At 60.3% G+C, this 16,485-nt stretch carries 16 protein-coding genes; 1 reads left to right on the top strand and 15 read right to left on the bottom strand.

Features of this window, described 5'->3' with window-relative positions; translation table 11 throughout:
- Window positions 1-183: 183 nt before the first annotated feature.
- The 7 genes from nrdF to QC815_RS03565 all read right to left on the bottom strand — a co-directional run bounded on the left by nrdF (window position 184) and on the right by QC815_RS03565 (window position 6,837).
- The gene (nrdF, locus tag QC815_RS03595) at window positions 184-1,155 is read right to left on the bottom strand and encodes a class 1b ribonucleoside-diphosphate reductase subunit beta (protein ID WP_085918803.1); all 972 of its coding nucleotides are present in this window, start codon (window positions 1,153-1,155) and stop codon (window positions 184-186) included.
- A gap of 30 nt (window positions 1,156-1,185) precedes the next feature.
- Entirely contained in the window at window positions 1,186-3,366 is a 2,181-nt protein-coding gene (gene nrdE, locus QC815_RS03590; RefSeq protein WP_479694310.1) for a class 1b ribonucleoside-diphosphate reductase subunit alpha, read from the bottom strand.
- Window positions 3,348-3,782 carry a class Ib ribonucleoside-diphosphate reductase assembly flavoprotein NrdI gene (gene nrdI / locus QC815_RS03585; protein ID WP_230446689.1) on the bottom strand — a complete coding sequence of 145 codons (435 nt, stop codon included), beginning with the start codon at window positions 3,780-3,782 and terminating at the stop codon, window positions 3,348-3,350. Before nrdI ends, nrdE begins: the two co-directional genes overlap by 19 nt.
- Window positions 3,783-3,789: 7 nt before the next feature.
- The gene (gene nrdH / locus QC815_RS03580) at window positions 3,790-4,011 is read right to left on the bottom strand and encodes a glutaredoxin-like protein NrdH (protein ID WP_230446688.1); all 222 of its coding nucleotides are present in this window, start codon (window positions 4,009-4,011) and stop codon (window positions 3,790-3,792) included.
- A gap of 268 nt (window positions 4,012-4,279) precedes the next feature.
- Window positions 4,280-4,891: a superoxide dismutase gene (locus QC815_RS03575; protein WP_230446687.1), complete on the bottom strand. Its 612-nt coding sequence runs from the start codon at window positions 4,889-4,891 to the stop codon at window positions 4,280-4,282.
- A gap of 213 nt (window positions 4,892-5,104) precedes the next feature.
- The gene (locus QC815_RS03570; RefSeq protein WP_309766973.1) at window positions 5,105-6,031 is read right to left on the bottom strand and encodes an electron transfer flavoprotein subunit alpha/FixB family protein; all 927 of its coding nucleotides are present in this window, start codon (window positions 6,029-6,031) and stop codon (window positions 5,105-5,107) included.
- Between the two features lie 56 nt (window positions 6,032-6,087).
- Window positions 6,088-6,837 carry an electron transfer flavoprotein subunit beta/FixA family protein gene (locus tag QC815_RS03565; protein ID WP_230446685.1) on the bottom strand — a complete coding sequence of 250 codons (750 nt, stop codon included), beginning with the start codon at window positions 6,835-6,837 and terminating at the stop codon, window positions 6,088-6,090.
- 405 nt (window positions 6,838-7,242) lie between these two features.
- Here QC815_RS03565 and QC815_RS03560 point away from each other — a divergent pair, with 405 nt between their 5' ends.
- Window positions 7,243-8,907, top strand: coding sequence for an electron transfer flavoprotein-ubiquinone oxidoreductase (locus tag QC815_RS03560; RefSeq protein ID WP_230446684.1), 1,665 nt, complete (start codon window positions 7,243-7,245; stop codon window positions 8,905-8,907).
- A 74-nt stretch (window positions 8,908-8,981) separates the two neighbouring features.
- Here QC815_RS03560 and QC815_RS03555 read toward each other — a convergent pair whose 3' ends face one another.
- Genes QC815_RS03555 through pabC form a run of 8 tightly spaced genes read right to left on the bottom strand, consistent with a single transcriptional unit; the run spans window position 8,982 to window position 16,480 of the window.
- A complete protein-coding gene (locus tag QC815_RS03555) occupies window positions 8,982-11,168 on the bottom strand; it encodes an ATP-dependent helicase (protein WP_230446683.1) in 2,187 nt (728 codons plus the stop codon).
- Window positions 11,165-11,740: a DUF1285 domain-containing protein gene (locus QC815_RS03550; RefSeq protein ID WP_230446682.1), complete on the bottom strand. Its 576-nt coding sequence runs from the start codon at window positions 11,738-11,740 to the stop codon at window positions 11,165-11,167. Before QC815_RS03550 ends, QC815_RS03555 begins: the two co-directional genes overlap by 4 nt.
- 19 nt (window positions 11,741-11,759) lie before the next feature.
- The gene (locus QC815_RS03545; RefSeq protein WP_230446681.1) at window positions 11,760-12,596 is read right to left on the bottom strand and encodes a TatD family hydrolase; all 837 of its coding nucleotides are present in this window, start codon (window positions 12,594-12,596) and stop codon (window positions 11,760-11,762) included.
- 19 nt (window positions 12,597-12,615) lie between these two features.
- On the bottom strand, window positions 12,616-12,951 hold the full coding sequence (locus tag QC815_RS03540; protein ID WP_230446680.1) for a PilZ domain-containing protein: 336 nt from the start codon (window positions 12,949-12,951) through the stop codon (window positions 12,616-12,618).
- A 37-nt stretch (window positions 12,952-12,988) separates the two neighbouring features.
- Window positions 12,989-13,975 carry a DNA polymerase III subunit delta' gene (locus QC815_RS03535; protein WP_230446679.1) on the bottom strand — a complete coding sequence of 329 codons (987 nt, stop codon included), beginning with the start codon at window positions 13,973-13,975 and terminating at the stop codon, window positions 12,989-12,991.
- Window positions 13,966-14,619 (bottom strand): dTMP kinase, encoded by a 654-nt coding sequence (tmk, locus tag QC815_RS03530; RefSeq protein WP_309767075.1) that lies wholly within the window; start codon window positions 14,617-14,619, stop codon window positions 13,966-13,968. The genes QC815_RS03535 and tmk overlap by 10 nt, the downstream gene beginning before the upstream one ends.
- 25 nt (window positions 14,620-14,644) lie before the next feature.
- Window positions 14,645-15,655, bottom strand: coding sequence for an endolytic transglycosylase MltG (mltG, locus tag QC815_RS03525; RefSeq protein WP_230446900.1), 1,011 nt, complete (start codon window positions 15,653-15,655; stop codon window positions 14,645-14,647).
- 21 nt (window positions 15,656-15,676) lie between these two features.
- The gene (pabC, locus tag QC815_RS03520; RefSeq protein WP_230446678.1) at window positions 15,677-16,480 is read right to left on the bottom strand and encodes an aminodeoxychorismate lyase; all 804 of its coding nucleotides are present in this window, start codon (window positions 16,478-16,480) and stop codon (window positions 15,677-15,679) included.
- Window positions 16,481-16,485: the final 5 nt, after the last annotated feature.

Genomic DNA, 16,485 nt, shown 5'->3' with positions numbered 1-16,485 from the left:
CTCTATATAGGACTTATCAAATATAAGAACGATTTGCGTTTCTTCTGGATGCGCATAGCCTACCATCCACAAAATAAATGACAATATTTATCATTAGCGTTCAAATAATTTTAGCCGGCTACAAACCAGAACGGGAGCCTCAAGGGCTCCCGTCTTCCAGCAGATTACATTATCCAGCGCTGACTAGAATGCCCAGTCGTCATCTTCGGTGGCGACCGCCTTGCCGATCACGTAGGAAGACCCCGAGCCTGAGAAGAAGTCATGGTTTTCGTCGGCGTTGGGCGATAGTGCCGCCATGATCGTCGGGTCGACATCCGTTTCGCTGCTGGGGAAAAGGGGCTCGAAACCGAGGTTCATCAGCGCCTTGTTGGCATTGTAGTGAAGGAACTTCTTGACGTCTTCGGTCAGCCCTACCTCGTCGTACAGCGACTCGGTATAGCGGACTTCGTTGTCGTACAGCTCGAGCAGCAGCTCGTAGGCGTAGTCCTTGACCTCCTGCTGGCGCTCTGGCGTTGCCTCGGCCAAATCCTGCTGGAACTTGTAGCCGATGTAATAGCCGTGCACTGCTTCGTCGCGGATGATCAGGCGGATCAGATCCGCCGTGTTGGTCAGTTTGGCGTGGCTTGACCAGTACATCGGCAGATAGAAGCCGGAGTAGAACAGGAACGACTCCAGGAAGACACTGGCGACCTTGCGCATCAACGGGTCGTCAGACCGGTAGCGCCCCAGGATCAACTCGGATTTGGCCTGCAGCGTCGGATTTTCTTCACTCCAGCGAAAGGCATCGTCGACATCCCGGGTGGTGCACAGCGTCGAGAAAATCGAGCTGTAGGAGCGCGCATGAACCGATTCCATAAAGGCGATATTAGTGTAGACCGCCTCTTCGTGGGGCGTGCGCGCGTCTTCCATGAGTACCGGTGCGCCGACACTGCTCTGGATGGTATCCAGCAGCGTCAAGCCGGTGAACACGCGAATGGTCAGCTGTTTCTCTTTATCCGTCAGCGTATTCCACGACTGGATATCGTTGGACAACGGGACTTTTTCCGGCAGCCAGAAGTTGCTGGTCAAACGGTTCCACACTTCGAGATCTTTATCGTCTTGCAGACGGTTCCAGTTAATCGCATCGACCCGCGATAAACGTTGCATCATGTTCATATCGTCACTCTCTTGAAAGTCGTCGGGCGCTTAAAGCGTGCAGGATACGCAGCCTTCAACCTCTGTGCCTTCCAGCGCGCTCTGGCGCAGGCGGATGTAATAGAGGGTCTTGATGCCCTTCCGCCAGGCGTAAATCTGCGCCTTGTTGATATCCCGCGTGGTGGCGGTATCCGGGAAGAACAGCGTCAGCGACAGGCCCTGGTCGACGTGCTTGGACGCCTCGGCGTAGGTGTCGATAATCTTTTCAGGACCAATTTCATAGGCGTCCTGGAAGTAATCGAAATTGGCTTCGTTGAGGAACGGTGCCGGGTAGTAAACCCGCCCCAGCTTGCCTTCCTTGCGGATCTCGATCTTGGCCGCGACCGGGTGAATACTGGACGTCGAGTGATTGATGTAGGAAATCGACCCCGTCGGCGGCACGGCCTGCAGGTTCCGGTTATATAGCCCATGCGCCATGACGCTGGTTTTCAGTTCCTGCCAGTCCTGCTGGGTGGGCAAGGCAATACCGCTGCGCTCAAACAGTCCACGCACTTTTTCGGTACGCGGTTCCCAGGCCTGGTCAGTGTACTGGTCGAAGAATTCACCCGACGCGTAGGTAGAGTCGGCAAAGCCCGCAAAGGTGTCACCGTGCTCGATCGCCAGCCGGTTTGACGCCCTCAGCGCGTGATAGGCGATGCAATAGAAATACAGATTGGTAAAGTCAAGGCCTTCATCGGAACCGTAATAGATATGCTCACGGGCCAGGAAACCGTGCAGGTTCATCTGCCCAAGACCGATCGCCCGAGACTTGGCATTACCTTCCGCAATGGAGGGCACGCTGCTCAGGTTGCTCATTTCCGATACCGCGGTGAGCCCGCGAATGGCCACGTCGACGCTGGTGCCAATGTCGCCCGAGTCCATCACCTTGGCGATGTTCATGGACCCCAGGTTGCAGGAGATATCCTGGCCGATATGCCGATAGCCGAGGTCTTCGTCGTAATCCGTCGGCGTGTTCACCTGAAGGATTTCCGAGCACAGGTTGCTCATGTTGATCCGGCCCGCGATGGGATTGGCGCGGTTCACCGTATCTTCGAACATGATGTACGGATAGCCGGACTCGAACTGCAGCTCGGCCAGAGTCTGGAAGAAGGCACGCGCGTTGATTTTCTGCTTGCGGATACGCGCGTCCGCCACCATTTCGTGATACTTCTCGGTTACGCTGATATCACCGAAGGGCACGCCGTAGACCCGCTCGACGTCATAGGGCGAGAACAGGTACATGTCCTCGTTGCGCTTGGCCAGCTCAAAGGTGATATCGGGAATCGTCACCCCCAGCGAGAGGGTCTTGATACGGATTTTCTCGTCGGCGTTTTCGCGCTTGGTATCCAGGAAACGCAGGATATCCGGATGGTGAGCGTTCAGGTACACGGCACCAGCACCCTGGCGCGCCCCAAGCTGATTGGCGTAGGAAAACGCATCCTCGAGCAGCTTCATGATCGGGATGATTCCCGATGACTGGTTTTCAATACGCTTGATCGGGGCGCCCGACTCGCGAATATTGCTGAGCAGGAAGGCAACGCCGCCGCCACGCTTGGAAAGCTGCAGCGCCGAATTGATGGAACGGCCAATCGACTCCATGTTGTCTTCGATGCGCAGCAGGAAGCAAGACACCAGCTCGCCGCGCTGCTGTTTGCCACAGTTCAGGAAGGTCGGCGTTGCCGGCTGGAAACGACCGCTGATGATTTCATCGACCAGCGATTTGGCAAGCGTTTCGTTACCCCGCGCCAACGAAAGCGCGACCATGCAGACGCGGTCTTCGTAGCGCTCCAGGTAGCGCTTGCCATCAAACGTCTTCAGCGTGTAGCTGGTGTAATACTTGAAGGCGCCCAGAAAACTCGGGAACCGGAATTTGTAGGCATACGCCTGCTCAAACAGCGCCTTCACGAAGGCGACGTCATACTGCTCGAGCGTCCCCGCTTCGTAATACTGCTCCTCGACCAGGTAATCGAGCTTCTCTTCGAGGGAGTGGAAAAACACGGTGTTCTGATTGACGTGCTGCAGGAAGTACTGACGTGCGGCTTCGCGGTCTTTATCCAGCTGTAGCTCACCGTTGGCACCGTAAAGATTCAGCATGGCGTTCAGCGCATGGTAATCCATGGTGCGACCGTCGCTTGCCGCCGCAGGCCGTTTCGTTTCAGCTACGTCTTTCGAGGCTAAGGTTGTCGTTTCCAAAACTCTTCTACTCCTTCGCGAACCTTGGCGACGTCTTCGTCGGTGCCAAACAGTTCGAATCGATAAAGCAACGGCACGTGGCACTTTTCCGCAATAATGCGGCCCGCCAAACCGAACGCATCGCCAAAATTGGTGTTACCCGCTGCAATCACCCCGCGTATCAGGTGGCGATTGTGTTCGTCATTAAGAAACCGGATCACCTGGCCTGGCACAGCCCCTTTTGCCTGACCACCTCCGTAGGTGGGAGTGACCAGGATGTAGGGGTGGTCTACCTGCAACAAGGGGGCGTCGCGATCGAGCGGCAATCGCTGGGCGGCCAGCCCCAGTTTCTCAATGAACCGATGGGTATTGCCTGACTTGGTGGAAAAGTACACAAGGTTGCCGACCATGGAGGACGCGTGTCCATTTGCCAGCATGAGTGACTTACGCCAGGGCTTGAATGCGATCTGGACGGAAGCCCGACCAGTGATCCTCACCGGCGACGACCACGGGGAGCTGGCGATATCCCAGCGCTTCCACCTCTTCCTGAGCGCCCGACTCAGCCGTGATATCGATCACGGTGTATTCAAGTCCCTGCTTGTCCAGCGCGCGATAGGTAGCGGTGCATTGAACACAGGACGGCTTGCTGTAAATCTGGATTTCCATGGCTTATACCCTTTTCATCGCGGCATTTTTCGGGTAGGACATATCTTGTGCCCGACCTCGCTAGAAGATACAAGGCATACTACATATGGGACGATAGAAAATCAATTCGCGCATATGTGGTATTTTTCATCCACAGGATATTGACAGCTAACGCCCAACTGTATTCAGTACGTGGCCGCATACCATAAAAAAAACCGCCCACTCGGCAGTGGGCGGTTTTCGGCTAGCAGACGCCATGAATTGACGTCATACCTGGCGCATCAGGACGTTAGGCAACGGCGGCCTGGTAACGACGTTCAACGTCTTCCCAGTTGACGACGTTGAAGAAAGCGGACACGTAGTCGGGACGCTTGTTCTGGTACTTGAGGTAGTACGCATGTTCCCAGACGTCCAGACCCAGCACTGGCGTGTTGCCGTGCATCAGCGGGCTGTCCTGGTTCAGGGTGTTTTCAACGACCAGTTTCTTCTCGGGGGTCACGGAGAGCCAGGCCCAGCCGCTGCCGAAGCGACCCAGCGCGGCTTTCTTGAAGGCATCCTGAAAGGCTTCAAAACCGCCCAGTTCAGCGTCAATTGCCTTGGCAATGCCACCCTGTGGCTGACCGCCGCCGTTTGGCGACATCATTTGCCAGAACATGGAGTGGTTGGCATGGCCGCCGCCGTTGTTGATCACCGGCTGACGCTTATCGTCCGGAACGCGATCTAGGTTGGCTACCAGCTCTTCCACCGGCACGTCTTCGAGACCTGTGCCTTCCAGCGCGGCATTCAGGTTGGTGACGTAGGTGTTGTGGTGACGAGAATGGTGGATCTCCATGGTCATCGCATCAATGTGCGGTTCTAGCGCATCGTACGCGTAGGGTAACTCTGGAAGTGTATGTGCCATATTGATCATCTCCTTTCAGTGGCTTTCTTTGCGTTCAGCAATATCCGGTTTCAATAACTACGTATGGTCACCTCATTGCTTTTTCAACCGCAAGGGGCTGATTTCGCTTTTGCCCCAGTATTTTAGTCAACTAATGACAGTTTATCTAACCCAGCTCATATAAAAAAGCCGACTTCACATGAAGCCGGCTTTTAATTTCGTTATTTCAGATGGTTACAGCTTACTTTCCAGCTCTGGCAGGATCTCGAACAGGTCGCCCACCAGGCCGTAGTCGGCCACCTGAAAGATGGGTGCTTCGTCATCCTTGTTGATGGCGACAATCACCTTTGAGTCCTTCATGCCCGCCAAGTGCTGAATGGCACCGGAAATCCCCACGGCGATATACAGCTCAGGCGCCACGATCTTGCCAGTCTGGCCGACCTGCATATCGTTGGGCACGAAGCCTGCGTCCACTGCCGCGCGCGAGGCGCCGATTGCCGCACCCAGCTTGTCGGCGATGCCGTCGAGCAGCTTGAAGTTCTCGCCGTTGCCCATGCCACGGCCGCCGGAAACCACCACCTTGGCGCCGCCCAGCTCCGGGCGATCCGACTGGGCCAGTTCTTCCTTGACGAAGCGGGACTGGCTGTTTTCAACCACCACGTCGACGGCTTCAATCGGTGCGCTCCCGCTCTCGCTGACGGCATCGAAGCCGGTGGTGCGCACGGTGATCACTTTGAGCGTATCGTCGCTTTTCACCGTGGCAATGGCGTTACCGGCATAGATCGGGCGCTTGAAGGTATCGGCGCTATCCACGGCCAGCACGTCGGAAAGCTGGCTAACGTCCTTCAGGGCCGCCAGTCGCGGCAGGACGTTCTTGCCGGTGGTGGAAGCACTGGCCAGCACGTGAGTGTAATCATCGGCAAGTTCGACCAGCAGTCCGCCCATTGGCTCGGCGAGCTGGTGGGCGTAAACGGCGTTATCCGCCACACGCACCTTCGTCACCCCGTCAAGCTTGGCGGCCTCCTCGGCCGCGGCTTGAACGCCTTCTCCGGCAACCAGCACATCGATGTCGCCCCCGATCGCTTTAGCCGCAGCCACCACATGGGCGGTAGCGCCAGCCAATTGACCTTCGTGTACATCAGCAAGTACCAAAATGCTCATAAAATCAGCTCCTTTCAAAGCGCTTATCTTAAAGTACTGGTTTTAAAGAACCGACCTTAAAGAACTTTGGCTTCGTTTTTCAGTTTGTCGATCAGCTCATCGACCGAGGCGACCTTGACACCGCCCTTGCGCTCGGCGGGGGATTCTACCTTGAGCAGACTGACCCTGGAGGCGACCTCGATGCCGTAATCGGCGGGGGTCTTGACGTCCATCGGCTTCTTCTTGGCCTTCATGATATCCGGCAGCTTGGCGTAGCGCGGCTCGTTGAGGCGCAGGTCGGTGGTGACAATCGCCGGCAGGGTCAACGCAACGGTTTGCAGGCCGCCGTCAATTTCCCGAGTCACATGAACCTTATCGTCGTCTACCGCGACCTCTGACGCAAAGGTGCCCTGCGGCAGGTTGGTCAGCGCCGCAAGCATCTGGCCGGTCTGGTTATTGTCGGTATCGATGGCCTGCTTGCCGAGGATGACCATGCCCGGCTGCTCCTCATCGACCACCTTGGCCAGCAGCTTGGCAACGGCCAGCGATTCGGCCCGCTCGTCGGTTTCAACATGAATAGCACGATCGGCACCCAGCGCCAGCGCGGTGCGCAGCTGCTCCTGGGCGGCCTTGGGGCCTACGGTGACCACCACGATTTCCGTCGCCACGCCCTTTTCTTTCAGGCGAACCGCTTCTTCCACGGCAATTTCGCAGAACGGGTTCATGGCCATCTTGACGTTGGTGAGATCGACATCCGAATGATCCGCCTTGACACGGATTTTGACGTTGTAGTCGATGACGCGTTTGACCGCGACAAGTACTTTCATAGGTTCCTCGCTTGGCTAGTAGTGATGAAGCCGTTAACCCGGGATGGCACCTATCTGGCAGGCACCCTGAATAAATGGTTGGTATCACGTTGCGACCTTCCGGTAGGCGGGCCGCCAAAATTCATTCAAGCGTTTGTTAGGCGTGCAAATAAAAAACGTTACTAATCTGCCACAGCCAGCCTGCCTGTAACAATAGGGGCTGCTTGTCGCCTTGGTCGAACGCCCAAGCGCCATAGACGGCGTCTGGGCCCACGGCAGCGGGCGAAATTGCCATTTGGCATCGTAGACGTGACCTGACACAGGTATTATGCCTATTATGAGAAACAACCAGAAGCAAACGACCGTTTAAAATTAAGGCCGTGTTTTTATAAGGCACAGCGCTTATGAGAATAAGGAGACAACCAGGTGGATAACGTTGAACGCGATGTGATGGACTTTGACGTGGTCATCGTCGGCGCAGGCCCATCGGGACTGGCTGCGGCCTGCCGCCTGATGCAGCAGGCCAATGAGGCGGAACACGAACTGACCGTCTGCGTGGTTGAAAAAGGCTCGGAGGTCGGCGCGCATATTCTCTCCGGCGCGGTCTTCGAGCCCCGCGCGCTCAACGAGCTGTTCCCCGACTGGGAAGAACGCGGCGCGCCGCTCAACACCCCCGCGATCCGCGACGATGTCTATCTGCTGAAAGATGCCGACAAGGCGCAGAAGCTGCCCAACGCCCTGGTGCCCAAGAGCATGCACAATACCGGCGGCGACCTGACCCGCTACGTGATCAGCGCGGGCAACCTGTGCCGCTGGCTAGCGGAACAGGCGGAGGCGCTAGGGGTCGAGATATTTCCCGGATTTGCCGCCCAGGAAGCCATCGTTGAAGACGGCGCGGTGCGCGGCATCCTGATCGGCGACATGGGCGTTGCCGCTGACGGCTCTCCCAAAGACGGCCATATGCCGGGCATGGAGCTACGCGCCAAATATACCCTGTTTGCCGAAGGCGCTCGCGGCCACATTGGCAAGCATCTGATCGAGGAATTCTCGCTTGACGCCGGTCGCGACCCGCAACACTACGGCATCGGCCTGAAAGAGCTGTGGGACGTACCCGCCGACAAGCACGAACCCGGCGTGGTGCTGCACGGGTCGGGCTGGCCGCTGGACAAACACACCCACGGCGGCTGGTTTCTCTACCACGCTGAGAACCAGCAGGTGGTGGTCGGGCTGATCATGGATCTCAGCTACCAGAACCCATGGCTCTCGCCGTTCGACGAGTTCCAGCGGATGAAGCATCATCCGGTGCTCAGCCAGTATCTCGAAGGCGGCAAGCGCGTCGCCTACGGGGCACGGGCACTCACCAAAGGCGGCTTCAACTGCCTGCCGAAAATGACCTTCCCGGGTGGCCTGCTGATTGGCTGCGACGCCGGCACGCTCAACTTTGCCAAGATCAAGGGCCTGCACACGGCCATGAAGTCGGGCATGGTGGCTGCCGAGAGCGTGTTCGAGGCACTCAAAGGCGGCGACGAAGGCGCCCAGGAACTCGCTAGCTTCACCGCCAAATGGGAAGCCAGCTGGGCCTATCAAGAACTTAAGGATAACGCCAGCTTTGGGCCGGCCATCCACAAATACGGCACCGTGGGCGGCGGCGCATACAACTTTGCCAACCAGCTGCTGGGTAACAAGCTGCCCAACGTCCATGACACGACCACCGATCACGGCGCCCTCAGGCCCGCCGCCGAATTTGACAGGATCGACTACCCCAAACCCGACGGCAAGCTATCCTTCGACAAGCCGTCGTCGGTGTTCCTGTCCAACACCAACCACGAGGAAGATCAGCCGTGCCACTTGCGCCTGGATGATCCCGACCTGCCGATTCGCCACAACCTGCCCAAATACGCAGAACCCGCTCAGCGCTATTGTCCGGCGGGAGTGTATGAAGTGGTCGAGGACGACAAGGGTGAGCCGCGCTTTCAGATCAACTTCCAGAACTGCGTCCACTGCAAGACCTGCGACATCAAAGACCCCGCCCAGAACATTACCTGGGTAGCGCCGGAAGGCGGCGGCGGGCCGAACTACCCGAACATGTAGCCCCGACGTCAGGCAACACTGTCTGCAGCCCGCCCCCGCGCCTGCCTTCTGGCGCGGGGGGGATTATGTTGTGCTCAGGCCAATCGTTCGATGGGCGCACGGCTGGCAATCAGCCGTCGGCGGCCCGCCTGGTCAAAGCGCACGTCGATGACCGGATCACTGGGGTTGCCTTCCACCGTCGCCACTTCGCCCTCACCGAACACGGCATGATGCAGCCGCTGCCCTGGGTAGAAAGCACTCCCGGCATACGTCGCCCTGGCTTCTTGAACCTCAGGGGCTGACAGCACGATATCGTCGCGCCCCAGCTGGGTCAGGTAGCGTTGCACCAGCGCCGGTGCGGTTACCGTCACCTGGGTGGCTGATGGATTGGTGTGGGTCAGGGACGCGGCCACCTGCATGCTGTCCTGCCAGGCGCTTTCGGCAATGAAGCGACTGGGCCGATGCGAGCCGCCGTCGTGCAGTACCAGCAGTTGCTCTTTCGAGCGTGTGATGGCCACGTAGAACAGCCGCCGCTCCTCTTCAAGCCGGTCGTCAGTGAGCGGGTTGTCGCGGCTGTAATAAGGAAAATCTTCTTCGTTGACCCCTGCAACGGCGACAAACGGCCATTCCAGCCCTTTTGCACCATGGACGGTGCTGATCAACACCCCCGCCGCCTGGTTTTCCACGGGACGCTCGAGCAACTCGATGAACGCATCCGGGTCTTCGACGCTTTGCGCCTGCTCGATCAAAACGTCCAGCAGGCGTACGTCCTCCTCGCCTTTATCACGCCGCGCGGCGGCGCGCTTCAGGGTTTTCTCGGCCTCGATGGTGTCGACCACGTGCTGCAGCAGCTTGGCGGGTGGCCAGGCGCTCAGCTGTGGCAGTTCGCACAGCAAGGCCCAGCGTTTTTTCAGCGTACGGCGCTGGATGGGTTTCAAGTCGCTGATCACCGGGTCGTGACTTTCCGGCCATGCCTGGCGGCTGGCAAGCTGCTGGGCCAGGCGCTGCAGGCGCTCGCGGGCCACGAAAGGCGTCGGCTGGGCAAGCAACAGGGTCAACTGCTCGGGGTCCTGCAGCAATGCCGGTCGGCGAGAGAGCTTCAGATAGCCCGCCAATGCCTGCACCAGCGGCAGGCGGAAGACGAACCGGTCTTCCCGCGCCAGCCGAAACGGAATACCGGCCTGCAGCAGCGCCAATTGGAATGGCACCGACAACGCCCAGCTGCGCACCAACAGACTGACGTCGCTTAACGCACGGCCCTGGGCCTGCCAGTCAATGATCGCGTCCAGCAGATGCCGTCCGCCCTGGCCCACCACCAGGCGCGTATCCGGGTTGTCCGCCGCCGCCAGACACAGCTGGTCGGGTCGGCGCTGGTTGGCCGCGATGGCATGGTTGGCGGCCAGCGCCAGGGCGTGGCCATGGCGAAAGGTGGTCGAGAGCGGATAATTGGTGGCCTCACCGAAGGTGGCGGTAAAGTTCTCCAGCATGGTATCCGGCCGTGCGCCGCGCCACTCGTAGATGCATTGGTTGGCGTCGCCGACCGCCATGACCGAGGCACGGCGACCGGCCAGCACCGCCAGCAGACGCTGTTGAGCCGCATTGATGTCCTGATATTCGTCGATAATCACATGATCCAGGAAGCCTTCCACGCGGCGGCGCAAGTCGCTGTCGGCTTCGAGGGCCAGCAACGGTCTATAAAGCAGGTCGGCGTAGGTCATGACGCCTTCATATTGCAGAAGGCGCTCGGCTTCGTGGAAGGCGGCGGGAAAATAGTCGGTGTCGGGGTCGTAATTGAGGCGCTGGTAAAGCGACTCGGGGGCAAGCATTTCGGCCTTGACCAGACCACAGAAGTGCGCCAACGCCTCCAGCCGGTCGCCCTCCAGCGCGGTATCGCGGCGTTCCACGGCGTCGCTGAGCACGTTGAGGCTGGCCTGGCGCAGCAGGCGCTCCAGCTGCCACTCCGCCGACAGCAGCCGTCGGCTCTCCAGAACCCCCCAGCGACACAGGCTTTGCGTCAGCCGGTGCCCCAGGGAGTGAAAAGTGCGCACGTCGGGCAGCGACTGGCCCACCGGGGCCATGGAGGCCAGCCGGCGCTGGAAATCATCCTTGGCGGAGCGGTTGAACATCAACACCAGAATGCGCTTGGGAGGTACATCGCTGGCGAGCAGATGCAGGACGCGGGCGGCCATGGTCGTGGTTTTACCGGCGCCGGCAACCGCCGCCACACGGGCGTGGCCCTGGGCGTGGTGAATCACGGCCTGCTGTTCAGCGGTGAGCTTCACGGCGCCTCACCGGGCGTCGCCCCATCCGGTTCGTCTGCGTCGAGATAGCCAAGGGGAAACCAGTGGCCCGCGCTGTAAACACTCAGCGCCTGGCGCCCGCCGTCGGCGTCGCGGGGCGACGCCGCGTCGGCAAGCTGATAGTAGACGTGGCGATGCAACCGGGCCGCCAGCCCGAAACGCACGGCGATTTCCGGCACCCACTCGCCCTGGGGTGTTTCGCTTACGCTTAGCGGATGGTCAGCATCGAGCCGCACCACGTCATCAAACTGGGTGGTCAGCCACCAGGCGTCGTCGTAAAAATCGGCTTCCACGGCGACCAGGGGCCGATCGTCCACCTGGATGCGCCAACGCTCTGCGGGCGTCACCAGGCAGTAGCCGTCGGCATCGCGGCGCAGCAGTGACGACAGCAACCGGGCGACGCTTGCCCGGGCAAACGGCTGCCCTTCGTGCCACCAGCCACCCTGGGCATCAATGCGCAGATCCATGTCGCCGGATAGCGCAGGCTGCCAGTCGTCAAGCGGCGGGATACGGGAGGCACCCTGCCGATAGTCCAGCAAGCGGTCTATGTTCATGGAGTTACCTCGCCCTCGCCTAGCTTGTCACCAGCCCCGCATCCGCCAGCGCCTGCTTGACCGCGTCAGGGGCCTCAGGTAATGCGCCGCGGAACAGCTGATAGAAATTGGCGGTGGTCTGCATGGCGACCTCATCCACGCTGATACCCCGCGTCTGGGCGATGCATTCAGCGACCTTGACCACCCAGGCGGGCTCATTGGGTTTACCGCGATGCGGCACCGGCGCCAGATAAGGGCTGTCGGTTTCGATCAACAGTCGATCGAGGGGCAGCTGGCGAGCCAGTTCGCGCAGCGACTCGGCACTGTTGAAGGTGACGATACCCGACAGTGAAATATAGAAGCCCAGTCGCACGGCTTCACGCGCCATCTCGATATCTTCGGTAAAGCAGTGGAGTACCCCGCCGACCTGCGGATCGCAGTGCTCGCGTAGCAATGCCAACGTATCTTCTTTGGCATCGCGGGTATGCACGACCACGGGTAGTTCGAGCTCGCGGGCCGCCATCAGGTGGCGCTTGAAACGCTCGTGCTGAACCGCCGCCGGCACCCGGTCTGCATAATGGTAATCAAGGCCCGTCTCGCCAATGGCCACCGCCCCATACTGCTCGGCGGCTTCCTGAATGGCGTCGACACTGGGTTCTTCAGGGGCGTCGTGCAGCGGATGCTGGCCGGCCGAAATCACCACGTCCTCGTGCGCCCGGGCAATCTCGGCAAGCTTGGGCATATCAGCGAGCGCCACCGCAATGGCCAGAAACTGGTTGACGCCGGCGGCGCGGGCCGCGTCAAGGGTCACGTCAAGGCTGCCATCGTGGGTAGCATCGGATAAGCGATCGAGGTGGCAATGGGAATCTACAAACATGTCGCTCTCAGGATGGGCGTTAAAGGGTAAAGGAAGGGGCGGCCTTGTCCAGCTGTCCCGCCAGCAGCGTTTCAATACGGTCGCGTACCATGTAATCCTGGGTATTGAAATGGATGCCGATACCGGGCATGCGGCGCCCGGTAACGCCGTCGGGCGATACCCAGATCACGTCGCCGCTCAGCGAAAGGCGTTCGCTTTCACCAGGCAGCGTGAGCAGTAAATAAACCGTTTGACCTAATGCGTAGCGGCCACGCGTGGGGATGAACATGCCACCGCGGTCGAGAAACGGCATGTAGGCGGACAGTAACGTGGGCACATCCGGCACCGTGAGCGAAAGCGCTTTTTGCGTTGCCATACCACCTCGTCAATCGATCGGGTTACCCGACGCATCGCTAGGAGCGAAGAAGCGCCGACCAGCGCACCAACCAGGCTTCCAGCACGAGCTGGGGGTTGGGGTTCGAACCGACGGCAAGCAGCCTACGCTGCTCGCGGGCATAATCCAGCAGTTTGAACCAGTCCCTTACCCGGGCGTTTTTCACCGCCTGACGGTAAAGCGGCAGCAGATCGGGGTTGCGCAGGGAGGTCGTGGTGCCGGACAGCCCCAGCCTGATAAGGTCTTCCAGCCAGGCAATACCGTACCATAAAATCGCATCGATCGCCTGGCGATCCAGACGCGCCGCCTCGGCCACCGGCTCGCCGCCGCGCACCAGCTGCTCGAAACAGTCATGCAGCTGGTGGCGCAGCGCTCGCGCCTCGGGCGCCGCCAGCTCCACCGCGCTCAGCGGCAGCCCACCCGACACCTGCCACCAGAAACGCGCCTCGTCATCGCTTGCCAACTGCTCGGCCAACCAGCCGAGGCAATCGTCCAGTGCCACGCTGGGCAGCGGCCACTGCTGGCAGCGCGAGCGAATGGTCGGCAGCACCCGCGAGGGCACATCGGCCAGCAGCACGAACAAGGTTCTGTCACCCGGCTCTTCAAGACTCTTCAGCAGCGCATTGGACGCGGCGACGTTCATGGCTTCGGCGGGCGAAATGACGATAACCCGATAGCCGCCCTGCTGCGCCGTTTGCGAGACGAAGCGATTGACGTCGCGGATGGTATCAATGCGGATCTGGCGCTTGCCTTCTTCAGGGGCAATGCGCAGCAAATCGGGATGATAGCCGGAGGCTAGCAGCTGACAGCTGCGGCATTGACCGCAGGCCTGCTCATCGGGCGCGGCGCACAGGGTGCGCGCTACGAGCGCGTCCGCCAGCGCCTGCTTGCCGACGCCATGCTCACCGCTGAACAGAAGGGCATGCGGCATTCGGTCGGTATCGGCAAGCCGGCAGAGCTGGGCCCAGGTTGACCGGTGCCAGGGCAACACACCGCTCAGTGCCATAGTGTTGCCCGTCCGGCCAGGGTGTCGCGGATATCCGACTGCACTGCCGCCAGCGATTGATCGGCGTTGATCAGTGCAAACCGCTCGGGGGACTGCGCCGCCCGGGCCCGATAGGCGTCACGCACGGCCTGGAAGAAAGCCGTCTGCTCCTGCTCGAAGCGATCCCGCGTTGTATGCTGGTCGCGCAGGCGTGATTCCAGGCGCTGCTTGGCGGCACTCGGCGGCATATCCAGCAACAGCGTCAGGTCAGGTGTCAGGCCTTTTTGCACGAAAGCTTCGAGGGCTTCGATCCGCTCGGCCGGGATCCCGCGTCCTCCGCCCTGGTAGGCGTAGGTGGCATCGGTAAAGCGATCGCACACCACCCAGGCGCCACGGGCCAGCGCGGGAAGAATCTTTTCAGCCAGGTGCTGGGCTCGCGCGGCGAACATCAGCAACAGCTCGGCGTCGGTGTGCAGCCATTCGTCGGGGGCCGGGTCGAGCAGCAGTTGGCGCATCGCTTCCGCCCGTGGCGTGCCGCCCGGCTCCCGCGTGGCGACCACCTCGATTCCCTGGGCTTCCAGCCAAGCCACCACGTACTGCATGTTGGTGGACTTGCCCACGCCTTCACCGCCTTCTAGCGTGATAAAGCGACCGCGCTTCGTCATCATGGCCTCTGGGTCTTTAACATTGTTAGTCACGATTGCGGATATACCGATTCACGGCATTGTTGTGCTCGCGCAGCGTGCGTGAAAACTTATGCGTGCCGTCTCCCCGCGCGACGAAATACAGAGTGTCCCCCGGCAGCGGGTTCACGGCGGCTTCCAGCGACGCCTCACCCGGCATGGCAATCGGCGTAGGCGGCAGACCGTCAATTACGTAGGTATTATAGGCGGTTGCCTCGCGCAAATCGGCATAGGTGATCTGGCCCTCGTAGCGCCCTCCCATGCCGTAGATAACCGTCGGATCGGTCTGCAGTCGCATGCCGCGCTCCATGCGCCGCTTGAACACACCGGCAATTTCGCGCCGCTCCTCGGGCGCGCCGGTTTCGCGTTCGATCAGCGAGGCCATGATCAACGCCTCGTAAGGCGAGTCGATGGTCAGATCATCCGCACGCTCCGCCCAAGCTTCTTCGAGCATCCGCTCCATCCGGCTCAGCGATTGCTGCAGGATATCAACGTCGCTCATGCCCAGGTGATAGCGATAGGTATCGGGGAAGAACCAGCCTTCCGGATGTGTTCCTTCACGGCCCAGCAGGGCCATGATCTTCTCATCGCTCATGTCCGCCGTGCGATGCTCAAGCTTGGGCGCGACATTCAGGCGATCGCGCATCTGCTCAAAGGTCCATCCTTCCGGAAAGGTCAGCGAGTAGGTGACGACGTCGTTGCTGCCGAGCAGCGCAATGAGCTCCTTGCCGTTCATTCCAGGGGAAAGCCGATACTCCCCAGTGCGCAACGCCGGCAACTCGTCCGGCGCCAGCTTTATCAGCAGCAAAAAAGCCCAGCTATCATCAATGACTCCCTGCGCTTCCAGATCCATAATTACGCGACTAAAGCCGGCGCCCGAAGGCACCTGGTAAAGCACCGGTTCATCTATCACCAAAGGGGCGCTGAGCTTTTGCTGCCAAACGGCATAGCCACCGGCGACACCGGCCACGCCAAGCACCACCACCACGGCCATGGCCGCCCAGATGCGTTTCACTATGAGACCTCGATATTCAATGCGTTAAGGGGTTGCTGGATAACCCAGTAGCGGATGCGCCACGGCTTGCAAGGGATCATCTTGCGGCGGTTCCCAACGGCGCAGACAGGCACCTTCGGAGGACCACAGCGCACTGATGGGCCATACGCCCTGGACGGAATTCGCCAGCCAGAGCCTGTTCACCGCTGCCAGCTCATCCAGTGCCAGCTGGGCAGGCACCACATGCTGCGCCTCAATCAAGCCAGCACGCAGCGTACCCGCCACACCACACTGATCCAAGGCCGGCGTCATGAGTCGCCCTTCCTGCTGCCAAAACAGGTTCATGCTGGTGGCTTCCACGACCATGTCATGACTATCAGCCAGCAGACCTTCCCGGTAAGCAGGCGTTTGCCATTCCTGGCGAGCCAGCACGTTTTCAAGACGGTTGAGGTGTTTGATTCCCGCAAGACAGGGTTGCCGGGCCAGGCGCAGCGAACAGATACGCACGCCGACCCCCTGGCGCCATGCCGAAGGGTCGGGCTGAAACGGAACGCGGCGGCTCATGAGCCGTGGCGTCGCCACCTCGGGCACCGCATAGCCGCGACCGCCGCTACCCCGGGTGACGATGATCTTGAGCACTTCCCACTCGCCACCAGGGGGCGCCTGCCAGGTCGCGGCGAGGGCCGACTCATCGGGCGGATCAATCGCCAACCGCCGGCAGCCTTCGAGAAGCCGCTTGACGTGAAGCGCCCAGAGCATCGGCCGGCCTTGGCACAGCAGGATCGTTTCAAAAACACCGTCACCATAGGAAAGCCCACGGTCATCAAACGGCACCCAGGGCTGACTCATCGTGA

Source organism: Vreelandella gomseomensis (assembly GCF_031451645.1).
Classification (GTDB): Bacteria; Pseudomonadota; Gammaproteobacteria; order Pseudomonadales; family Halomonadaceae; genus Vreelandella; species Vreelandella gomseomensis.
Note: the sequence above shows the minus strand (reverse complement) of the source record. Positions and strands in the feature narration are given on the sequence as shown.